The organism is Microbacterium sp. WHRI 7836, assembly GCF_040223885.2.
Classification (GTDB): Bacteria; Actinomycetota; Actinomycetes; order Actinomycetales; family Microbacteriaceae; genus Microbacterium; species Microbacterium oxydans.
Window position 1 is genome coordinate 1,444,612 of sequence record NZ_CP168171.1, and the last position, 20,544, is coordinate 1,465,155.

Consider the following 20,544-nt stretch of genomic DNA (forward strand, 5'->3'; position numbering starts at 1 on the left):
CCCGACACGTTCGAACCGGAGGACACGATGGGTAACCCACTGAAGAAGACCATGGTGTATCTCGGCCTCGCCGACGAGGAAGAGGTCTACGAAGAAGAAGCGCAGGCGCCCGCCCGCGCTCACCGCGAACGCGATCGTGACCGCGAGGAGCCGGCACCGGCCCCCGTCACGCCGCTTCGCCGCCCCGTCGCCGTCCGCCAGCCGTCTGCAGGAGCCGTGAACGAGATCCTCACCGTCCACCCGAAGCAGTACCGTGACGCCCAGTTGATCGCGGAGAGCTTCCGCGAGGGTGTCCCGGTCATCATCAACCTCTCGCAGATGAGCGATGCCGATGCGCGTCGCCTCATCGACTTCGCGAGTGGGCTCTCGCTCGGCCTCTACGGCCGGATCGAGCGCGTGACCTCGAAGGTGTTCCTGCTGTCGCCGGAGAACATCGCGGTCTCGGGTCACGGGGGCATCGCACACGCAGACGCCGAGTCTGCGAGCTTCGACCAGTCGTAGCCCGTGCAGCTGGTCTCGGTCCTCGCGACCATCGTTCATCTGGTGCTCCTCCTGTACGTCATCGTGCTCTTCGCGCGCCTGATCCTGGACTACATCCCGATGTTCAATCGGGAATGGAGGCCCAAGGGCTTCGGCCTCGTCGCCGCCGAGGCGGTCTACACGCTCACCGATCCCCCCATCCGGTTCTTCCGACGGATCATCCCGCCGCTGCGGATCGGCTCGCTGTCGCTCGACTTCGGGTTCGCACTCACACTGCTGATCGTCCTGATTCTGATGAACATCGTCCGACTGTTCGTCCGCTGAATCACCGGCGTGTCCCGTGTTCCGGCTGCGGTGAGTTCCCGCTCTCTGAGTGTCGTGACATCGCGGCACCGATGCGCGGGGGCTATGCTGGCACCCAGGTGCGCGCCCCGGGTTCGCGCCACATCACGACCACGCCATACATCGATACTGGCAATCGAACTCATCGAAAGAGGAGCCACCCATGGCACTTACCCCGGATGACGTCGTCACCAAGCAGTTCCAGCACGTCCGCTTCAAGGACGGCTTCGACCCGGACGAGGTGGACGACTTCCTCGACGAGATCGTCATCGAGTGGCGCAAGGCTCTCGAGGAGAACGTCGAGCTGAAGGCCAAGCTGGCCGCGTACGAGTCCGGTGCTGCCCCTGAGGCCGCCGCTCCCGCTGCCGAGGCCCCCGCCGCCGCTCCTGTCGCCGAGGCTCCGGCAGAGCCGGCTCCGACCGGATCCGCGACCGCCACCGCCGGCATCATCGAGCTCGCGCAGCGTCTGCACGACGAGCACGTGGCCGAGGGCGAGGCCAAGCGCAACCAGCTCATCTCCGAGGCTGAGACCGAGGTGGCTCGCATCCGCACCGAGGCCGAGGCCAAGCAGCGCGAAGAGACCGCACGTCTCGAGCGCGAGCGCAACACGCTTGAGGCTCGGATCACCGAGCTCCGCAACTTCGAGCGCGACTACCGCTCGCAGCTGCGCGGCTACATCGAGGGCCAGCTCCGCGAGCTCGACGAGAAGTCGACCTCCACGGACTCGACCCCCGTCTCCGCGATCGGTCTGTAAGGCGCCCTCTTGTCAGGACGCCGTCCCCTTCCTCGGTCGGCGGCCGGCGCGATCGTTGCGATTCTCGCAGCGCTCGTGCTGGCCGCCGATCAGTTTGTGAAGTACCTCACCATCGAGAACCTGCCCTATCAGGAGCCGGTCCCCGTGCTCGGCGAGTTCCTTCAGCTGTATTACGTGCGCAATCCCGGAGCTGCTTTCTCGCTCGGGTCCGAAGTCACGTGGATCTTCACCATCGCCCTCGCGGTCGTGGCAGGCGTGATCGTCTGGAAGGCATTCGGTCTGAAGTCCCGGCTGTGGGCTGTCGTTCTCGGTTGCCTTCTCGGCGGAGTGCTCGGCAATCTCAGCGACCGTCTTTTCCGCGAGCCCGGCTTCCCTATGGGACATGTCGTCGACATGATCTCGATGCCGTGGATGATGCCGGCGATCTTCAACGTCGCGGACGTCTTCATCGTGACGGGGATGATCTCCGTGGCGCTGCTCGTCGTGGTCGGCCTGCGCTTCGACGGGACGCGGGAACGCGATCACCAGCTCGTGCAGACCGAGGCCGAGGCCGAGGCTGCAGCGGCGGTCGAGGCGACCGACACCGATGACGACATGGTCGACGCAGCCGACGCGGCGCCCCTGCGAAAGGTCGATGACGACACGCCTTCGGAGGGCGCGGCACCCGCGGCGGAGGGACGTTGACCGTGGAGTCGCGGTCGCTGCCTGTACCCGACGGTCTCGACGGCTCGCGTGTCGATGCGGCCCTGGCGAAGCTGATGGGTTTCTCCCGCACCTTCGCTGCTGACGTCGCCGCCGCCGGGGGAGTGCGTCTCGACGGCGTCACGCTCGACAAGTCCGATCGCTTGCGAGGAGGCGGCTGGCTCGACATCGAATGGCAGCCGAAGGAGGCGCCGAAGATCGTCCCGATCGCGGTGCCGGAGCTCGGCATCGTCTACGACGATGACGACATCGTCGTCGTCGACAAGCCGACGGGCGTCGCCGCTCATCCTTCCCTCGGCTGGGAGGGGCCCACCGTCGTCGGTGCCCTCGCCGCGGCGGGCTTCCGTGTCTCGACCAGCGGAGCGCCGGAGCGCCAGGGCGTGGTGCACCGGCTGGACGTGGGCACGAGCGGCCTGATGGTCGTGGCGAAGTCGGAGCACGCCTACACGGTGCTGAAGCAGGCGTTCAAGGACCGTACGGTCGAGAAGATCTATCACGCCGTCGTCCAAGGGCACCCGGACCCGCTCGCCGGCACGATCGACGCTCCGATCGGGCGCCACCCCAATCACTCCTGGAAGTTCGCCGTCGTCCCGGATGGGAAGCCGTCCGTCACGCACTACGAGACCCTCGAGGCTTTTCCCGGCGCATCGCTGCTCGAGATCCACCTCGAGACCGGCCGCACGCATCAGATCCGCGTGCACATGGCTGCGCACCGGCACCCGTGCGTCGGCGACCCCCTGTACGGCGCCGACCCGACGCTGTCGGCGCGGCTGGGGCTCACCCGCCAGTGGCTGCATGCGCATCAGCTCGCCTTCGCGCACCCGACGACGGGTGACTGGGTGCAGTTCGAGTCTCCCTATCCCGCGGATTTCGAGCACGCTCTGGATGTGCTGCGCGGGGAATGATCCCCGTGTCTCGCCGGACGTGTGTCCGTGAGGTGCGCGACACTGGGCCCATGACCATCGAGGTTCGTCCCGCGACCGATTTCGACGACGTCGCCACACTCGTCGGGCCGAGGAAGCCGACGTCGAACGTGTGCTTCTGCCTGAGCTATCGCATCGGAAGCAAGGAGAACGCTGCGCTGAGGGGTCAGGCTCGTGCCGATCGCGTGCGTGAACTCTGCCATCAGGATCCTCCTCCCGGAGTGATCGCGTACCTGGACGGGGAACCGGTCGGATGGGCAGCCCTCCAGCCGCGTCGGGAGACGAGCTTCGCCCGAAACCGGCTGATCCCGCACGTCGACGACCTCGACGTCTGGTCGCTGTGGTGCTTCCGGGTTCGCCCTGGGTACCGGAAGCAGGGGATCACGCATGCACTCGTCGAGGGCGCAGTCGCCTACGCGAGGGAGCGCGGAGCCCCGGCGATCGAGGGGTACCCCGTCGACAACGGCGACGAGAAGGTGAACTTGACGATGGCATACGTCGGCACTCGGTCGCTGTTCGAGAGCGCGGGGTTCGAGAGGGCCGCCGACACCCGGTCCGTGCTGGACGGGATCCCCCGAGTCGTGATGCGGCTCGAACTCGGAGCATCGTCGACGTCGTCGAAGAAACCGTGAACCGCTCTGCGGCGCACGGCCAATACATAGCGTGACCACAGACAGCGAGATCATCCAGCGATCTCTTCAGCATCCGGCGGTGTTCGCCGAGCTCTTCGACAGACACGCGCGCGCCGTCAACGCCTTCGCCACGTATCGCATCGGCCGGCACGCGGCGGAAGACGTCCTGAGCGAGACATTCCTCGTCGCATTCCGCCGCCGAGCGGATTTCGACACGGACGTCGAGTCGGCGGCGCCGTGGCTCCTCGGCATAGCCTCGCGCCTGATCCGCCGCCATCGTGCGGTGGAAGCGAAACACTGGAGGTCTTTCGCAGCGTCCGTCTCTCAGCAGGATCATTCGTCGCTCGGAGGTCTGGACGACGCGATGTCGCGGGTCGACGCCGAGCGCGAAGTCCAATCCTTGAAAACGCGGATCGCGGCACTCGCCCCAAAGGACAGGGAGACGCTCCTGCTCTACGCGTGGCAGGGGCTGACATACGAGGAGATCGCCGTCGCACTCGCCGTACCGGTGGGAACGGTGCGATCGCGCCTGAACAGGGTCCGCACACGGTTGGACTCCACCCGAAGGATCCAGGCATTCGAGCAGCAGCAGAAGGGGGAGACCCTTGGACATGTTTGAGAAGGCCCAGCAGACCAGGCCCGACATCGACGGCGCTGAGGAGAACATCGCGGCCGCGCGAGCCGTTCTCCTGACCGCGATCGAAGGTGAGCGCAGGCCGGCACGTGCTCGAGGAGCGCGAAGGTCGTGGCTGATAGCCGCAGCCTCGCTCGGCGCGGTGGCTGCGGTCACCACCGGGGTGCTCGTGATGAGCGGCATCGCCGCGCCAGCCCCCGCACCGACGGTGGAAGCGGTGCCGACACGTGCGCCTGGTCCCGAGCTCGTGCCGAGCCGGGTGCCGACCCCCACAGCCACTCCGATGACAGGGCCTGAGGCGCTGCTGGGAGCTGCGAACTCCGCGGCGGGATTCGCGCCGCCCCAGCTTGCTCCCGGGCAGTATCAGCGCCGTGCTTGGACGACGGAGTCGTTGGGCGTGTTCGACGCCGATCTCGATACAGCCGGGCAACCTGGCTACAGTGTCTCGCGAGCTGCGGCGTCGAGTGGCTGGGTGATCAGTCGCAGTGGCGCCGACTACTCGCCTGCAGATCTGCGTTCGCAGTGGTACGGAGAGTGGGGCGCTCCGGTCGCAGGCAGCGTCTACGGCGATCAGACGCAGGGGCATGCGGAGCAGAGTGCGGCGATGCAGGGCTACGGGCCGGCCGTCTCGTTGTTCGCCTCGGCCGCCCCCCGGTTGTCCGAGGGCGGCGTCGAAGACGTCCTGTGGTTCTTCGAGTCGATGCCACGCGACCCCGACGCCATGATCGGCTGGATCCGCGACTACCTGGGCCCGGACGAGCAGGGCTGGGCCGATGGAAAGGTCGGGTGGCTTATCATCGGACTGCTCTCGCACAACGTCGGGGACCCGGAGCTGCGGGCGTCGATGTACCGCGCACTCAGCTTGCTTCCCGGGTCGACGGTGGGTGCCGAACTCAACGGCGAACGGGTGGTCACGTTCGACTCGCAGCTCGGCTCGTCCGAGACTGCGGAGACATCGCTGAGGCGCTACACGGTGACGATCGAGATGGCGACGGGGCTCGTCACCGAGATCACCGACACAAGTTCGGTCGGCGAAGGGGTGATCCCGAGTGACGTGCCGGATGTCCGGATGACCTTCGAGACGAGTGTGGTCGATACCTTGCCGTGACGAGTCTCGACGGGGCCCCGCCACCGACCTCCGGTGTCGGGGCCCCGCCGTAGACTCGAAGGCATGGCATCCGACTCTTTCGTCCACCTGCACGTGCACAGCGAATACTCGATGCTCGACGGTGCGGCGAAGATCAATGCGATGACCCAGGCGGCTGCCGAATACGGCATGCCCGCGATCGCCGTCACCGATCACGGCAACACCTTCGCGGCCTTCGAGTTCTACAACGCCGCACGAAACGCCGGCATCAAGCCCATCATCGGGCTCGAGGCGTACATGACCCCCGGTACCCACCGCAGCGACAAGACTCGCGTGCAGTGGGGCTCGCCCGACCAGAAGAGCGATGACGTCTCGGGTTCCGGCGCGTACACCCACATGACGATGTGGAGCCAGAGCACCGAGGGCATGCACAACCTCTTCCGCATCAGCTCGAGATCGAGCATGGAGGGGTACTACTTCAAGCCGCGTATGGACCGCGAGCTGCTCCAGACCTACGGCAAGGGACTCATCGCCACGACAGGCTGCCCTTCGGGGGAGATCCAGACACGTCTGCGACTCGGACAGTACGACGCGGCACGCGCGGCGGCGGCCGAGTTCCAGGACATCTTCGGCAAGGAGAACTACTTCGCCGAGATCATGGACCACGGCCTGTCGATCGAGCGGCGTGTCATGACCGACCTGCTCCGTCTGTCGAAGGACCTGAACATCCCCCTGGTCGCCACCAACGACTCGCACTACACGCACCAGCACGAGGCCGACGCACACGAGGCTCTCCTCTGCGTGCAGTCTGGGTCGACGATGGACGACCCCAACCGGTTCAAGTTCGACGGCGACGGCTACTACATCAAGACAGCGGCCGAGATGCGGCAGCTCTTCCGAGACCACCCGGAAGCATGCGACAACACGCTGCTGATCGCCGAGCGGTGCGAGGTGGAGTTCAACACCTCCGCGAACTACATGCCGCGATTCCCGGTGCCGGACGGCGAGACCGAGGACAGCTGGCTCATCAAAGAGGTCGAGGCGGGGCTCCACTACCGCTACCCGGGTGGCATCCCCGACAAGGTGCGCAAGCAGGCCGAGTACGAGACCGGCATCATCCTGCAGATGGGGTTCCCCGGGTACTTCCTGGTCGTCGCCGACTTCATCAACTGGGCGAAGGACAACGGCATCCGGGTCGGTCCCGGCCGTGGCTCCGGTGCCGGATCGATGGTCGCGTACGCGATGAGGATCACCGACCTCGATCCGCTCGAGCACGGACTGATCTTCGAGCGATTCCTCAACCCCGACCGTGTATCGATGCCCGACTTCGACGTCGACTTCGATGACCGGCGCCGTGGCGAGGTCATCGACTACGTGACCGAGAAGTACGGCTCCGAGCGCGTCGCGCAGATCGTCACGTACGGCACCATCAAGTCCAAGCAGGCGCTGAAGGACGCCGGGCGCGTGCTCGGGTTCCCGTTCAGCATGGGAGAGCGTCTCACCAAGGCGATGCCCCCGCCCGTGATGGGCAAGGACATGCCCCTCGACGGCATGTTCGACTCGGCGCACCCGCGGTACAAGGAGGCGAGCGAGTTCCGCACCTTGATCGAGACCGATCCGGAGGCGAAGACCGTCTTCGACCGTGCGCTGGGTCTCGAGGGCCTGAAGCGTCAGTGGGGCGTGCACGCCGCCGGTGTGATCATGTCGTCCGACCCGTTGCTCGACATCATCCCGATCATGCGCCGTGAGCAGGACGGCCAGATCGTCACGCAGTTCGACTACCCGTCGTGCGAGTCGCTCGGTCTGATCAAGATGGACTTCCTGGGGCTCCGCAACCTCACGATCATCTCCGACGCGCTCGACAACATCCGCACCAACCGAGGTGAGGAACTCGACCTCGAGCACCTCGGCCTCGACGACCCGGGCGTGTACCAGCTGCTCGCCCGCGGAGACACCCTCGGTGTGTTCCAGCTCGACAGTCCGCCCCTGCGTTCCTTGATGCGGCTGATGAAGCCCGACAACTTCGGCGACATCTCGGCACTCATCGCCCTGTATCGTCCGGGGCCCATGGGCGCCAACTCGCACACGAACTACGCCCTGCGCAAGAACGGCCTGCAGGAGATCACTCCGATCCATCCCGAACTGGAAGCGCCTCTCGCCGAGATCCTGCAGGAGTCCTACGGGCTCATCATCTACCAGGAGCAGGTCATGGCCATCGCTCAGGCGGTCGCCGGCTTCAGCCTCGGACAGGCAGACATCCTCCGTCGTGCCATGGGCAAGAAGAAGAAGTCTGAGCTGGACAAGCAGTACGAGGGTTTCGCCGGCGGTATGAAGGAACGCGGCTTCGGCGAGGCGGCGATCAAGGCCCTGTGGGACATCCTGCTGCCCTTCTCGGACTACGCGTTCAACAAAGCGCACTCCGCCGCGTACGGCCTGGTGTCGTACTGGACCGCATACCTCAAGGCGCACTATCCCGCCGAGTACATGGCGGCGCTGCTCACCAGCGTCGGCGACTCCAAGGACAAGATGGCGCTGTACCTGAACGAGTGCCGTCGGATGGGCATCAAGGTGCTCCCGCCCGACGTCTCCGACTCGATCAACTTCTTCGCCGCCGTGGGCGACGACATCCGCTTCGGCCTCGGAGCCGTGCGCAACGTCGGCAGCAACGTCGTCGAGGGCATCGTCAAGGCCCGCAAGGACGAGCGCTTCACTTCGTTCCATCACTTTCTCGAGAAGGTTCCTCTGCACGTCTCGAACAAGCGCACCGTCGAGTCCCTGATCAAGGCGGGCGCGTTCGACTCCATGGGAGACACCCGTCGCGCGCTGTACGAGGTGCACGAAGACGCGGTCGAGGCGGCGGTCGACCGCAAGCGGAACGAGGCCCAGGGGGCGATCGGCTTCGACTTCGACAGCCTGTACGACGGGACCGAAGAGGTCGCGCCGGCCAAGGTCCCGGCCAGACCCGAGTGGGTCAAGAAGGACAAGCTCGCGTTCGAGCGGGAGATGCTCGGGCTCTACGTGTCGGACCACCCTCTCGCCGGACTCGAGGTACCGCTCGCGAAGCATGCGTCGATCTCGATCAACGATCTGAACAACTCCGAAGACCTGCAGGACGGCGACCAGGTGACGGTGGCCGGACTCGTGACCAGCGTGCAGCACCGCGTGGCCAAGGCGAGCGGAAACCCGTACGGCATGATCACCGTAGAGGACTTCAACGGTGAGGTCACCGTGATGTTCATGGGAAAGACGTACACCGAGTTCCAGCACACGCTGCAGCAGGACGCGATCCTCGCCGTGCGCGGGCGCGTGTCCAGGCGCGACGACGGGCTCAACCTGCACGCGCAGTCGGCGTTCGCTCCCGACGTGGGCTCTTTCGACGCGGCCGGTCCGCTGGCACTCGTCCTCGCCGAGCAGCGGGCGACCGAGCGGGTGATGATGGAACTCGCGGAGGTGCTCCGGCGCCACAACGGAGACACCGAGGTGGTGCTCCGCGTGCACCGGGGCGGCACGGCGAAGGTCTTCGAGGTGCCGATGCCCGTCAAGGTGTCCGCGGATCTGTTCGGTGACCTCAAGTCGCTGCTCGGGCCCACCTGTCTGGGGTGAGCGGGGTAGGATCGTGAGCCGTCGGCAGCACGACGAAACCACCCGTCGAGCCCCGTGACGAAAGGACCACGCATGAGCACGGATCTCCCCGAAACGGATCCTGAGGACGAGGTCTTCAGCGACGACGACGGTGTCCTCTACGACGAAGAGGTCACGCCGGAGTTCGGAATCCTCGGGTTCACGCTGCGCGAGCTGCTGATCGTGGGCGTGTGGCTGCTTTCGTTCGTGTTCTCGTTCTTCCCGCTCATCGGCGACCTCTCGCTCTGGGGCGTCGGAATCCAGTGGGTGCTTCCGATCGCGCTGCCCACCGTCGCCGTGTTCCTTCTGGTGCTCCGCCGATTCTCGCCCGACGGCATCCGCCGGGTCGGCTCACTCGGCATCGATCAGTTCGCCTCTGTCGCGTTCTCCGTGTCCGCCGTGGTCTGGATCGGCAGCCTGTGGCTTGCGATCTCCGCGCTCGTCTCCGGTGGCGTCTGGACCCTTCCGTGGAACGGAGTCGCCCTGGCCATCACCTCTGTGGCGCTCGTCGTCCTCACGGTGTTCGCCCCGATCATCCCGGGTCTCAAGGAAGACTTCCACGGGCGTCTCGTGACGCTCGCACACCGCAATGCGAACCCCGTTCGTCCCGTGATCGCGCGACCGCGTCCCGAGCCCGCGATCACCGACACGGTCGAAGAGCCGTCGCGCGTACCTGCGACCTCCGACGAGCTCGAGGTGTCTGAGGAGTCCGAGACGCAGACCGACGTCATCGTCGACAGCTCGGCTCTTCCTCTCGTCATCGACCGCGATGTCGAGCTGTCGGGCCACCACGCCACGGACGAGATCGCTCGCTTCGACCTCGCCGAGCAGGTGCCGCTCACGGCACACGCGTCCGGTGGCGGGATCGGCACCACGCCGGAGGAGTCCGACGAGGACTACGTTCCCTCGTACTCACGTCGCTCCCGCAACCAGGAGCCGGAGATCGTCTCGGATACCGGGAGCATCGAGTCGCTGCTCGAGACAGCGGCGACGTATGAGACGAGCACGCCCGAGGAAGAGCCGGAGCCGCTGATCCTGGAGGGCGTCACGGACGCCGACCTCGAGGCGACGAATCCCCGAGCGACGGCGCCCGCAGCCCAGCCGTTCTGGATCCTCGCGCCGTCCGAGCGCGACGTCCACGACGAGCGTGGAGAGCCGCTCTTCCGCATCGGCCCGAGCGCGTGGGCTCTCGTGATCGAGGACCGTGGGGGTGCGTTCGTCGTCCGACATGACGACGGACGGATCGGCTACCTCCACGACATCTCCGACATCACGAAGGGTTGACAATGCGCACGATCGATCTGCGAGGGCGCGAGCTCTCGCCCGCGGGCATGCTCGCCGCCGTCCCCAGGGCAACGCAGGCCAGAGCCGAAGCGCTGGACACCGCAGCGCGCATCGTCGACGACGTGCGCGAGCGCGGTGAGGCGGCTCTTCGGGAGCAGGCCGAACGATTCGACGGAGTCACGGAACACGCAGTGCGCGTGCCCGCCGATCACCTCATCACGGCGTTGGAAGAGCTCGCGCCGGAGGTGCGGAGTGCGCTCGAGGAGGCGATCCGTCGCGTGCGCCTCGCGTCGGCAGCCCAGGTTCCCGCGACGCAGGTGACGCGCATCGGGGAAGGGGCCGTCGTCACGCAGCGCTGGCAGCCGGTGCACCGCGTGGGGGTCTACATCCCCGGCGGCAAAGCCGTGTATCCGTCGAGCGTGATCATGAACGTCGTGCCGGCACAGGTCGCCGGTGTCCAGGAGATCGCCCTGGCATCGCCGCCGCAGTCGGACCAGGGCGGACGAATCCACCCGACGATCCTCGCGGCGGCCGCGTTGCTGGGCGTGACCGAGGTGTACGCGATGGGTGGCGCCGGCGCGATCGGCGCGCTGGCCCACGGAGTGCCGTCGCTCGACCTCGACCCTGTCGACGTCGTCTCGGGTCCGGGGAACAATTACGTCGCTTCCGCCAAGCGCGCCGTCGCCGGCGTCGTCGGAACGGACTCGGAAGCCGGGGCCACGGAGATCCTCGTCGTCGCCGACGCCCACGCGGATCCTCGGCTCATCGCCGCAGACCTCGTCAGCCAGGCGGAGCACGACGAGCAGGCATCGGCGGTGCTCGTGACTGACGCGGCGGATCTGGCCGAGAAGGTGGCCGCCGAAGTGGAGCGCCTCGCCGCCGGCACGCGCCACAGCGAACGTGTCGCGGCCGCGCTGTCGGGGCCGCAGTCGGCGATCGTCCTCGTCGACGATCGCGACATGGCCACCGCCTTCAGCAACGCCTACGCACCGGAGCACCTCGAACTCCACCTCGTCGACGCCGAGCAGGCTGCCGCGGCCTTCACCAGCGCCGGGGCCGTGTTCGTCGGCGACCAGACCCCCGTCAGCCTCGGGGACTACATGGCAGGCAGCAATCACGTCCTGCCGACTGGAGGGCAGGCGCGCTATGCCCCGGGTCTCGGCTCGTACACCTTCCTTCGCCCGCAGCAGGTGATCTCCTACGACAGAGCTGCCCTGGCGGCTGTGCGGGCTGGAGTCGTCGCCCTGGCCGAAACCGAGGTGCTTCCTGCCCACGGCGAAGCGATCGAGGCGCGTTTCACCGCGTAGGATCGGTCAGATGCACTGCCCCTTCTGTCGACACCCTGATTCCCGCGTCATTGATTCACGCACCAGCGACGACGGACTCTCGATCAGGCGTCGTAGACAGTGCCCGGAGTGCGGTGGCAGGTTCACCACGACGGAGACGGCGAGCCTCAACGTCATCAAGCGTTCCGGGGTGATGGAGCCGTTCAGTCGGGAGAAGGTCATCACGGGCGTGCGCAAGGCGTGCCAGGGACGTCCGGTCACCGAGGGAGACCTCGCGGTGCTCGCTCAACGCGTGGAAGAGGCCGTGCGGCAGACCGGCGTCTCGCAGCTCGACACGAACGAGATCGGTCTGGCCATCCTGGGACCGTTGCGCGAGCTTGACGAGGTCGCGTTCCTGCGGTTCGCCAGCGTCTATCAGGCGTTCGATTCGCTCGAGGACTTCGAGTCCGCCATCACCGACCTGCGCGCCGACCACACGAAGCGGGAGTCCGCGGAGCGGTAATCTGGCAGGGATGTATCCGCTGCTCTTTCGCGCTGTCCTGTCGCGCTTCGACCCCGAGTTCGCCCACCACGCCGGCATGGCGGTGATCCGTGTGCTCGGGGCGCCTCCGTTCTCCTGGGCGACGCGGGCTCTCACTCGACCGGATCCGTCGCTTCAGGTCGAAGCCCTCGGTCTCACCTTCCCCTCGCCGTTCGGTGTCGCTGCGGGGTTCGACAAGAACGCGGTGGGCGTGCGGGGACTCGCCGCGCTGGGGTTCGGGCACGTGGAAGTGGGCACCGTGACGGCGATCCCTCAGGAGGGAAACCCCAAGCCGCGGCTGTTCCGTCTCGTCGAAGACCGGGCCGTGATCAATCGGATGGGCTTCAACAACGCGGGAGCGGATGCCGCCGCTCGTCGACTCGCGCGCCTGCGGCGTGGCGCGCCCGACACGATCATCGGCGTCAACATCGGCAAGAGCCGTGTCGTCGACGTCGAAGACGCGACCGCCGACTATGTGGCTTCGGCGACGCGCCTCGCTCCGCTCGCCGACTATCTGGCCGTCAACGTGTCGTCACCGAACACGCCGGGGCTGCGCGGCCTGCAGGCTGTCGAGACGCTCGCGCCGCTTCTTCGCGCGGTCAGGGAAGCCTCCGGCAGCACGCCACTTCTCGTGAAGATCGCGCCTGACCTCCCGGATGATGAGATCACGGCGATCGCACAGTTGGCCGTCGCCGAGGGGCTGGCGGGGATCATCGCCCACAACACGACGATCAGTCGAGACGGGCTGCGTACGGATGCGGCGACCGTCGAGGCCGCGGGAGCGGGTGGGCTCTCCGGGGCGCCGCTGAAGAAGCGGTCCCTCGAAGTGCTGCGCGTCGTGCGCGACGCGGTTCCCGCAGATTTCTGCGTCATCGCGGTCGGGGGAGTGGAGACCGCTTCGGACGTGCAGGAGCGCATCGACGCAGGTGCGACGCTCGTGCAGGGCTATACGGCGTTCCTCTACCGCGGCCCGTTCTGGGGTCGCGAGATCAACAGGGGACTGCTCAGGCGGGGTACTGGCCGCGCTTGACCTGCGGCTTCGGCAGACGCATGAAGCGCATCTGCAGCGCGCGCATCGCGGCGTACCAGCCGAGGCCGCGCTCGAGTCGGTCCTTGCCGAACTTCGCCGCCGCCTTGCGCTTGACCCGCATGCCGAGCAGGATCATGCCGCCGATCGCGATCACGAGGTAGCCCATCATCACGATGTAGGCGTAGAAGGAGATGGCTGTGTTCGCCGGCACCAGCGAGGCGAGGATGACCAGCACCATCACACCCATCACGAACTCGGCCGGGTGCCACCCCGCGTCCACGTAGTCGCGGACCCAGCGGCGCTGCGGGCCCTTGTCGCGAACCGGGAGGTACTTCTCCTCACCGGCGGCCATGCCTGCCTGCGCGCGGGCACGGCGCTCATTGAGCTCCGCCTTGGCCGCCGCCTTCGCCTCTTTGGTGTTGGCGACGAGGGGCCGGCGACGAGCTGCCTCCTGCTCCGCACGGCTCGGCGTCGCGCGCCCCTTGCCGACGGAGGTCGTCTCGGGTGCGTCGTCGTTCGTGGAAGGGGAGGTAGGGGTAGTGGACACGGAGTTCCTCGGTTCGCCGGTGGGGGATCACCTTAAGATTACTCGCATGACCTCTCCTGTTCCTCCCCGTGAGTCCGACGCCGCCGTCCTCGAGGCGGTGGCGACCGGGATCCCCTCTGCGCTGTCGGATCTCGGCCACCTGGTGCGCATCCCCGGCATGGCCTGGCCGGCGTTCGATCAGACGCAGCTGGAACGCAGCGCAGAGGCTGTCGCCGCGCTGGCATCCGGCACCGGTGTGTTCGACGAGGTGCGCGTGCTCCGCGCCGCGATCCCCGGGACAGACGAGCAGGGACAGCCGGCTGTGCTCGCCACGCGTGCCGCGCGCAACGGCAAGCCGACGATCCTGCTCTACGCCCACCACGACGTGCAGCCTCCGGGGGATGATGCCCTGTGGGAGACTCCGCCGTTCGAGCCGACGGTGCGTGACGGGCGTCTCTACGGCCGTGGGGCGGCGGACGACAAGGCCGGCATCATGTCGCACATCGCCTCGATCCGTGCGGTCAGCGAGGTGCTGGGCGATGATCTCGACCTCGGCATCGCGATGTTCATCGAGGGGGAGGAGGAGTACGGCTCCCGCTCGTTCGCGCAGTTCCTCTCCGACAACAAGGACGCGCTCCGCGCGGACGCGATCGTCGTCGCGGACTCCGGGAACTGGGACTCCGTGACCCCGGGGCTCACGGTCTCGCTCCGTGGCAATGCGCGCTTCACGATGCGTGTGCGCACCCTCGACCACGCTTCGCACTCCGGCATGTTCGGCGGCGCCGTGCCCGATGCGATGATGGCGACTGTCACACTGCTCTCCACACTGTGGAACGCCGACGGTTCGGTCGCGGTCGAGGGCATGACCGAGCGGAACGCTCCCACTCCTGAATACACCGAGGCGACGCTGCGAGACGAGGCGGGTCTGCTGCCCGGCACCTCGCCGATCGGCGGCGGCACCATCCTCAGCCGGATCTGGAACAAGCCCTCGGTGACGGTCATCGGGATCGATGCCACCAGTGTGGCGGCGGCCTCCAACACCCTGCTCCCCGAGGTGACGGTGGTCATCAGCGCGCGGGTGGCACCGGGCCAGACCGGCAGGGAGGCCTACGACGCTCTCGAGAGTCATCTCCGCGCGCACGCGCCGTTCGGAGCAGACCTCACCTTCTCCGACATCGACCTCGGTGACGGCTTCCTCGTCGACACCAGCGGCTGGGCTGTCGCCCTCACCCGCGACGCCATGCGCGACGGCTACGGGGTGCCTCCCGTAGACCTCGGAGTGGGCGGCTCGATCCCGTTCATCGCGGACCTCGTGCGGGAGTTCCCCGACGCGCAGATCCTGGTCACCGGTGTCGAGGACCCGCACTCGCGCGCACACAGCCCCAACGAGTCGCTGCATCTCGACACCTTCCGCCATGCGATCGCGACCGAGGCGTTGCTGCTCGCCCGCATGAATGACGAAGAACGCGGAGCCGTCTGAGATCAGCGGCGGTAGAATCGTCCGAGAAGCCGTGCACCCGCGGCCCGTCACAAGGAGCGACATGAGCGACACCACACTCTCCCCAGAGACCACCCGCGCACACGGCGTCACCCTGACCGACGCTGCTGCCACCAAGGTGAAGAACCTCCTGGAGCAGGAGGGCCGCGACGATCTTCGGCTGCGCGTTGCCGTGCAGCCGGGCGGATGCTCGGGCCTGATCTACCAGCTGTACTTCGACGAGCGCTACCTCGAGGGTGACGAGACCGTCGACTTCGACGGCGTGGAGGTCATCATCGACAACATGAGCGTCCCGTACCTCGACGGTGCGGCGATCGACTTCAAGGACACGATCTCCGAGCAGGGCTTCACGATCGACAACCCCAACGCGGCGGGAAGCTGCGCCTGCGGCGACAGCTTCCACTGATCCCGCGCCGTGCACACGGCCGCCGTCACCGCTGGTGACGGCGGCCGTTCTGGTTTCACTACCTGCGTGGATGGCATGAATCAGGTGTGAGGTTGCCCTAGACTTGGGTGTGCTCTGTTCGCGATCTGAAAGGTGCATCGTGCCCTCGAAACGCAGCCTTCGTTGGGCCGCCCTCCCTGTGGGAGTTGCGGCAGCCTTGGCCCTGGCGGGATGCTCTCCCACCGAGCTGAACGGCTTTCTTCCGGGCTTCGTGGAGGGTGGTCCCGCAGCCACCAACCAGACCGAGCGCGTCTCGTCGCTCTGGGTCAACTCCTGGATCGTGCTCCTCGCGGTCGGCATCATCACCTGGGGCCTGATGGCCTGGGCTGCGATCGCCTACCGCCGCCGCAAGGGCCAGACCGGCCTCCCGGTGCAGATGCGCTACAACATGCCGATCGAGATCTTCTACACGATCGTGCCGCTCATCCTCGTGCTGGGCATGTTCTTCTTCACGGCTCGCGACCAGTCCGAGATCGAGGCGAAGTGGGACGACCCCGACGTCGAGATCACCGCGATCGCGAAGCAGTGGGCCTGGGACTTCCAGTACGACGGCGAGGAGGAGGACAACTCCGACGCCGTCTGGACGATGGGCGTCCAGGCGCAGCCCGATAAGGACGGCAACATCGACCAGGCACAGCTGCCGACCCTGGTGCTGCCCGTCGACAAGAAGGTCACGATCAACCTTCAGTCGCGCGACGTCATCCACTCCTTCTGGATCATCGACTTCCTGTACAAGAAGGACATGTTCATCGGGAAGGACAACTCCTGGTCGTTCATCCCGACTCGAGAGGGCGAGTACGCCGGCAAGTGCGCCGAGCTCTGCGGTGAGTACCACTCCATGATGCTCTTCAACGTGAAGGTGGTCTCCCAGAGCGACTACGACGCCTACGTGGCATCGCTCGAGGAGAAGGGCAACACCGGCGACATCACCGGTGCGTACGACCGTCTCGCGAACCTGCCGGGGACCACCCCGAAGACCGACACCGAGGAAGGAGGGGAGTAAGCCATGTCGACCACAGAAGCTCCCCGTACCGACGAGTCCCCCCGCTCGCGTCCCAGCACTCTGCCCGCACGCCAGGCCGCTCTCATGAGCTCCTCGCGCGTCGAGCAGAAGGGCAACATCGTCGTCAAGTGGATCACCTCCACCGACCACAAGACGATCGGGTACATGTACCTGATCGCGTCGGTGATGTTCTTCCTCCTCGGCGGTGTGATGGCTCTCGTCATCCGCGCAGAGCTGTTCGCGCCGGGCATGCAGATCATCCCGACGAAGGAGCAGTACAACCAGCTCTTCACGATGCACGGCACGATCATGCTGCTGATGTTCGCGACGCCGCTGTTCGCCGGGTTCGCCAACGCCATCCTGCCGCTGCAGATCGGTGCCCCTGACGTCGCCTTCCCGCGTCTGAACGCCTTCGCCTTCTGGCTCTTCCTCTTCGGCTCCACGATCGCCGTCGCCGGCTTCCTGACCCCGCAGGGCGCGGCCTCCTTCGGATGGTTCGCGTACCAGCCGCTGGCGGGAGCGTCGTTCTCGCCTGGCGCAGGTGGAAACCTCTGGATGGTCGGTCTCGGCATCTCCGGTTTCGGTACCATCCTCGGTGCCGTCAACTTCATCACCACGATCATCACGATGCGTGCGCCCGGTATGACCATGTGGCGCATGCCGATCTTCTCGTGGAACACGCTCATCACGAGCCTGCTCATCCTGATGGCGTTCCCGGTGCTGGCCGCGGCCATCTTCGCTGCTGCTGCAGACCGTATCCTCGGTGCGCACATCTACGACCCGGCCAACGGCGGAGTCCTGCTCTGGCAGCACCTGTTCTGGTTCTTCGGACACCCTGAGGTCTACATCATCGCGCTGCCGTTCTTCGGCATCGTCTCCGAGATCTTCCCGGTGTTCAGCCGCAAGCCGATCTTCGGATACAAGACCCTCGTCTACGCGACGATCGCCATCGCGGCGCTGTCCGTCGCCGTGTGGGCTCACCACATGTACGTGACGGGCTCGGTTCTGCTGCCGTTCTTCGCTCTGATGACCATGCTCATCGCTGTGCCGACGGGTGTGAAGATCTTCAACTGGATCGGCACGCTCTGGCGAGGTTCGGTGACCTTCGAGACGCCGATGGTCTTCGCGCTCGGCTTCCTCGTCTCGTTCGTCTTCGGTGGTCTGACGGGTGTCATCCTCGCGGCTCCGCCGCTGGACTTCGCCCTTTCCGACTCGTACTTCGTCGTCGCCCACTTCCACTACGTGGTGTTCGGAACCGTGGTGTTCGCCATGTTCGCCGGCTTCTACTTCTGGTGGCCCAAGTGGACAGGACGCATGCTGAACGAGCGTCTCGGCTACGTGCACTTCTGGCTGCTGTTCATCGGCTTCCACATGACGTTCCTCATCCAGCACTGGCTGGGTGTCGACGGCATGGTGCGTCGTTACGCCGACTACTCGGAGGCCGACGGCTGGACCTGGCAGAACCAGGTGTCGACGATCGGTGCCATCATCCTCGGTGCCTCGATGCTGCCGTTCTTCCTGAACGTCTGGATCACGGCACGCAAGGCTCCGAAGGTCACGGTCAACGACCCGTGGGGCTACGGCGGATCGCTCGAGTGGGCGACGTCCTGCCCGCCGCCGCGACACAACTTCACGTCGATCCCGCGCATTCGCAGCGAGCGTCCTGCGTTCGACCTGAATCACCCGGAAGCTGCGGAGTTCGCCACGACGGCTCCCGGCGAGCGAGAGGCCCACTAAGTCATGCGCGACAACGTCATTCTCTGGTGGATCCTGACGGCGTTCTTCGCCCTCGTCGGAGTCGTCTACACCGGCTGGCACATCCTCGCCACGCCTAACGACGACTTCGCCATGCGGGTCGAGTGGGTCGGCACGGTCGCCCTGTTCTTCGCCGCTTTCATGGCCGCGATGATCGCGTTCTACCTCGACCGCACCCACAAGGCCCAGCGCGGCGAGCTGCCGGAGGACATCCTGACGTCGGACATCGACGACGGTGACCCGGAGCTCGGCGAGTTCAGCCCGTGGTCGTGGTGGCCCATCGTCCTGGCCGCATCAGCCGGTGTCTTCGTGGTGGGCCTGGCAGTCGGCCACTTCCTCCTCCCGATCGGGCTGGCGATCTTCGTCGTCGCGATCGTCGGTTGGGTATACGAGTACTACCGCGGCAACTTCGCCCGCTGATACCGCGTATCGAAAGAAGGCCCTCGGATCCGTCCGGGGGCCTTCTTCCTGTGTAGCGACAGCCGTGTTCAGGCGCGGGTGCGGATCCGAGCGATTCCGGTGAGCGGATCCACCGGGCGATGATGCACGCCATCGGCGTCCTCCACCGCGTACCCTTCCCTGACCCAGTACTCGAAGCCGCCGATCATCTCGCGCACCCGATAGCCGAGGCGTGCGAACTCGAGCGCACCCTTCGCACCCGCATTGCACCCAGGGCTCCAGCAGTAGACCACGACATCGGTGTCCGCAGGGATCTCCCTCGGGGCACGGGAGGCGATCTCGCTGTAATGCATGTGTACGGCGCCGGCGACGCGCCCCTGAGCCCATGCCTCGTCCGAACGGACGTCGATCACCACCAGGTTCTCACCGGCCTTGATTGCGGCATGGACGTCGCTGGAGTCGGTCTCGTAGGTCAGTTTGGCCTCATAGAAGTCGGTGCGATCGATCATTCCCTCAGCCTAAGGAGCCGATGCGAGACGTCGACAGCGGAATCCCGTCTCGTGACGTGCGAATGCGGTCACATCCTGCCCACGAATCGCAGGAGGCCTGTTCCGCTCCCGCAATTCAGAGTGATGCAGTCATCTGCACGCGCGGACCATACTCGAAGAGACCGAGCGCGGATTCGACCTCGACGAGCTTCCGGAGCAGCGGAGTGTCCGGATCGCTCGCGACGAAACCACAGGAGCTGTAGAAGGGGGCATTCCAGGGCACATCCACATACGTGCGGAGCGTGATCTCTGCGTACCCGCGGTTCCGTGCCTCCGTGAGAGCAGCCTCGACGAGCTCACGACCGATTCCCCGGCGCCCGTATGACGGATGCACGGAAAGCTGTTCGAGGTGCGCATGGCCATCGATCTCCAGCACGTGGGCGAACCCGACGACAGGGGGCTCGACTGCTGCGTCGTCGGTGTGCTCGGCGACCAGCACGAACCCCGGCGACGACGCGCGTTCGACCGCGGGCGTAGGGGGAGGCCAGTCGACCGCGCCGAAACGGTCGACCAGCAGCGCATCCGCGGCGATCTCGATGCGTTCGGTGGCGGCGTCGTCGTCAGGGGTGGCCGGACGGATGACGATGTCCATGTTCAAGCAGCCAGGATCAGTTGGCCGAGGTCAGTCGGCCACGGCGGCGATGGCCTCGATCTCCACGAGCTGGTGGTCGTATCCGAGCACCGTGACGCCGAGGAGGGTGCTGGGGACGTCGTGCGCGCCGAAGGCGGCGTGGACCACATCCCAGGCGGTGACGAGGTCGGCCTGGGACGAGGAAGCTACCAGTACTCGTGTGCTGATGACATCGGTGAGGGACGCGCCGGCGACGTCGAGCGCTTCCTCGAGGGTCTCCACGCACCTGGCTGCTTGTGCCGCGTAATCGCCGGGCGCGGCGGTCGAGCCGTCGTCGTTGAGCGGACACGCGCCCGCAAGGAAGATGAGACGTGATCCGGACGGGGCTGTCGCGGCGTAGGCATAGGGAGCATCGGCGAGGGAAGTGGCTCGGATCAGTTGGACGGCGGAAGACATGGTTCGATCCTCTCATTCGGCAACAACGATGAAGGCCCCGTCCGCGTG

The 20,544-nt window shown here is 66.5% G+C and carries 22 protein-coding genes; 18 read left to right on the forward strand and 4 right to left on the reverse strand.

The genetic code is table 11. The features are described from left to right. Positions 1–27 precede the first annotated feature (27 nt). The 13 genes from ABRP18_RS06855 to ABRP18_RS06915 all read left to right on the forward strand — a co-directional run bounded on the left by ABRP18_RS06855 (position 28) and on the right by ABRP18_RS06915 (position 13,295). The gene (locus tag ABRP18_RS06855; protein WP_046749318.1) at positions 28–501 is read left to right on the forward strand and encodes a cell division protein SepF; all 474 of its coding nucleotides are present in this window, start codon (positions 28–30) and stop codon (positions 499–501) included. A 3-nt stretch (positions 502–504) separates the two neighbouring features. Then, entirely contained in the window at positions 505–804 is a 300-nt protein-coding gene (locus tag ABRP18_RS06860; RefSeq protein WP_349884396.1) for a YggT family protein, read from the forward strand. Positions 805–985: 181 nt separating this feature from the next. Continuing rightward, complete coding sequence (locus ABRP18_RS06865) at positions 986–1,576, forward strand: DivIVA domain-containing protein (RefSeq protein ID WP_058632802.1); 591 nt, start codon at positions 986–988, stop codon at positions 1,574–1,576. A 9-nt stretch (positions 1,577–1,585) separates the two neighbouring features. Next, a complete protein-coding gene (lspA, locus tag ABRP18_RS06870; protein ID WP_082682713.1) occupies positions 1,586–2,260 on the forward strand; it encodes a signal peptidase II in 675 nt (224 codons plus the stop codon). 2 nt (positions 2,261–2,262) lie between these two features. Continuing rightward, positions 2,263–3,183 carry an RluA family pseudouridine synthase gene (locus tag ABRP18_RS06875; RefSeq protein ID WP_046749314.1) on the forward strand — a complete coding sequence of 307 codons (921 nt, stop codon included), beginning with the start codon at positions 2,263–2,265 and terminating at the stop codon, positions 3,181–3,183. 50 nt (positions 3,184–3,233) lie between these two features. Beyond that, positions 3,234–3,833, forward strand: coding sequence for a GNAT family N-acetyltransferase (locus tag ABRP18_RS06880; RefSeq protein ID WP_349884397.1), 600 nt, complete (start codon positions 3,234–3,236; stop codon positions 3,831–3,833). A gap of 31 nt (positions 3,834–3,864) precedes the next feature. Further along, the gene (locus ABRP18_RS06885) at positions 3,865–4,452 is read left to right on the forward strand and encodes a sigma-70 family RNA polymerase sigma factor (protein ID WP_349884398.1); all 588 of its coding nucleotides are present in this window, start codon (positions 3,865–3,867) and stop codon (positions 4,450–4,452) included. Next, positions 4,445–5,575, forward strand: a complete 1,131-nt coding sequence (locus tag ABRP18_RS06890) for a hypothetical protein (RefSeq protein ID WP_058632805.1) — start codon at positions 4,445–4,447, stop codon at positions 5,573–5,575. The genes ABRP18_RS06885 and ABRP18_RS06890 overlap by 8 nt, the downstream gene beginning before the upstream one ends. A 63-nt stretch (positions 5,576–5,638) precedes the next feature. Continuing rightward, positions 5,639–9,157 (forward strand): DNA polymerase III subunit alpha, encoded by a 3,519-nt coding sequence (gene dnaE / locus ABRP18_RS06895; protein WP_058632806.1) that lies wholly within the window; start codon positions 5,639–5,641, stop codon positions 9,155–9,157. A gap of 72 nt (positions 9,158–9,229) precedes the next feature. Then, positions 9,230–10,459 carry a hypothetical protein gene (locus ABRP18_RS06900; RefSeq protein WP_349884399.1) on the forward strand — a complete coding sequence of 410 codons (1,230 nt, stop codon included), beginning with the start codon at positions 9,230–9,232 and terminating at the stop codon, positions 10,457–10,459. A gap of 2 nt (positions 10,460–10,461) precedes the next feature. Next, complete coding sequence (gene hisD, locus ABRP18_RS06905; RefSeq protein WP_349884400.1) at positions 10,462–11,766, forward strand: histidinol dehydrogenase; 1,305 nt, start codon at positions 10,462–10,464, stop codon at positions 11,764–11,766. A gap of 10 nt (positions 11,767–11,776) precedes the next feature. Then, entirely contained in the window at positions 11,777–12,247 is a 471-nt protein-coding gene (nrdR, locus tag ABRP18_RS06910; RefSeq protein ID WP_046749305.1) for a transcriptional regulator NrdR, read from the forward strand. A gap of 10 nt (positions 12,248–12,257) precedes the next feature. Then, positions 12,258–13,295: a quinone-dependent dihydroorotate dehydrogenase gene (locus tag ABRP18_RS06915; protein WP_127012075.1), complete on the forward strand. Its 1,038-nt coding sequence runs from the start codon at positions 12,258–12,260 to the stop codon at positions 13,293–13,295. Here the strand turns inward: ABRP18_RS06915 and ABRP18_RS06920 are convergent. Continuing rightward, positions 13,270–13,842 (reverse strand): DUF3043 domain-containing protein, encoded by a 573-nt coding sequence (locus ABRP18_RS06920; RefSeq protein WP_046749303.1) that lies wholly within the window; start codon positions 13,840–13,842, stop codon positions 13,270–13,272. The two genes, ABRP18_RS06915 and ABRP18_RS06920, sit on opposite strands and share 26 nt — an antisense overlap. A gap of 46 nt (positions 13,843–13,888) precedes the next feature. Between ABRP18_RS06920 and ABRP18_RS06925 the strand changes: the two genes are divergently transcribed. The 5 genes from ABRP18_RS06925 to ABRP18_RS06945 all read left to right on the forward strand — a co-directional run bounded on the left by ABRP18_RS06925 (position 13,889) and on the right by ABRP18_RS06945 (position 18,942). Next, the gene (locus ABRP18_RS06925; RefSeq protein WP_193761934.1) at positions 13,889–15,301 is read left to right on the forward strand and encodes a dipeptidase; all 1,413 of its coding nucleotides are present in this window, start codon (positions 13,889–13,891) and stop codon (positions 15,299–15,301) included. 61 nt (positions 15,302–15,362) lie between these two features. After that, entirely contained in the window at positions 15,363–15,725 is a 363-nt protein-coding gene (gene erpA / locus ABRP18_RS06930; protein WP_017830247.1) for an iron-sulfur cluster insertion protein ErpA, read from the forward strand. Between the two features lie 139 nt (positions 15,726–15,864). Further along, positions 15,865–16,767 (forward strand): cytochrome c oxidase subunit II, encoded by a 903-nt coding sequence (coxB, locus tag ABRP18_RS06935; protein WP_046749301.1) that lies wholly within the window; start codon positions 15,865–15,867, stop codon positions 16,765–16,767. Between the two features lie 3 nt (positions 16,768–16,770). Continuing rightward, the gene (ctaD, locus tag ABRP18_RS06940) at positions 16,771–18,504 is read left to right on the forward strand and encodes a cytochrome c oxidase subunit I (protein ID WP_171011008.1); all 1,734 of its coding nucleotides are present in this window, start codon (positions 16,771–16,773) and stop codon (positions 18,502–18,504) included. Positions 18,505–18,507: 3 nt separating this feature from the next. Then, complete coding sequence (locus tag ABRP18_RS06945; RefSeq protein ID WP_046749300.1) at positions 18,508–18,942, forward strand: cytochrome c oxidase subunit 4; 435 nt, start codon at positions 18,508–18,510, stop codon at positions 18,940–18,942. Positions 18,943–19,010: 68 nt separating this feature from the next. Here ABRP18_RS06945 and ABRP18_RS06950 read toward each other — a convergent pair whose 3' ends face one another. From ABRP18_RS06950 to ABRP18_RS06960, 3 genes are all read right to left on the reverse strand, one after another. Continuing rightward, positions 19,011–19,430 carry a rhodanese-like domain-containing protein gene (locus ABRP18_RS06950; RefSeq protein ID WP_141369293.1) on the reverse strand — a complete coding sequence of 140 codons (420 nt, stop codon included), beginning with the start codon at positions 19,428–19,430 and terminating at the stop codon, positions 19,011–19,013. 115 nt (positions 19,431–19,545) lie between these two features. Next, positions 19,546–20,061 (reverse strand): GNAT family N-acetyltransferase, encoded by a 516-nt coding sequence (locus ABRP18_RS06955; RefSeq protein ID WP_349885345.1) that lies wholly within the window; start codon positions 20,059–20,061, stop codon positions 19,546–19,548. Between the two features lie 30 nt (positions 20,062–20,091). Next, positions 20,092–20,496 carry a RidA family protein gene (locus ABRP18_RS06960; protein ID WP_046749297.1) on the reverse strand — a complete coding sequence of 135 codons (405 nt, stop codon included), beginning with the start codon at positions 20,494–20,496 and terminating at the stop codon, positions 20,092–20,094. Positions 20,497–20,544: the final 48 nt, after the last annotated feature.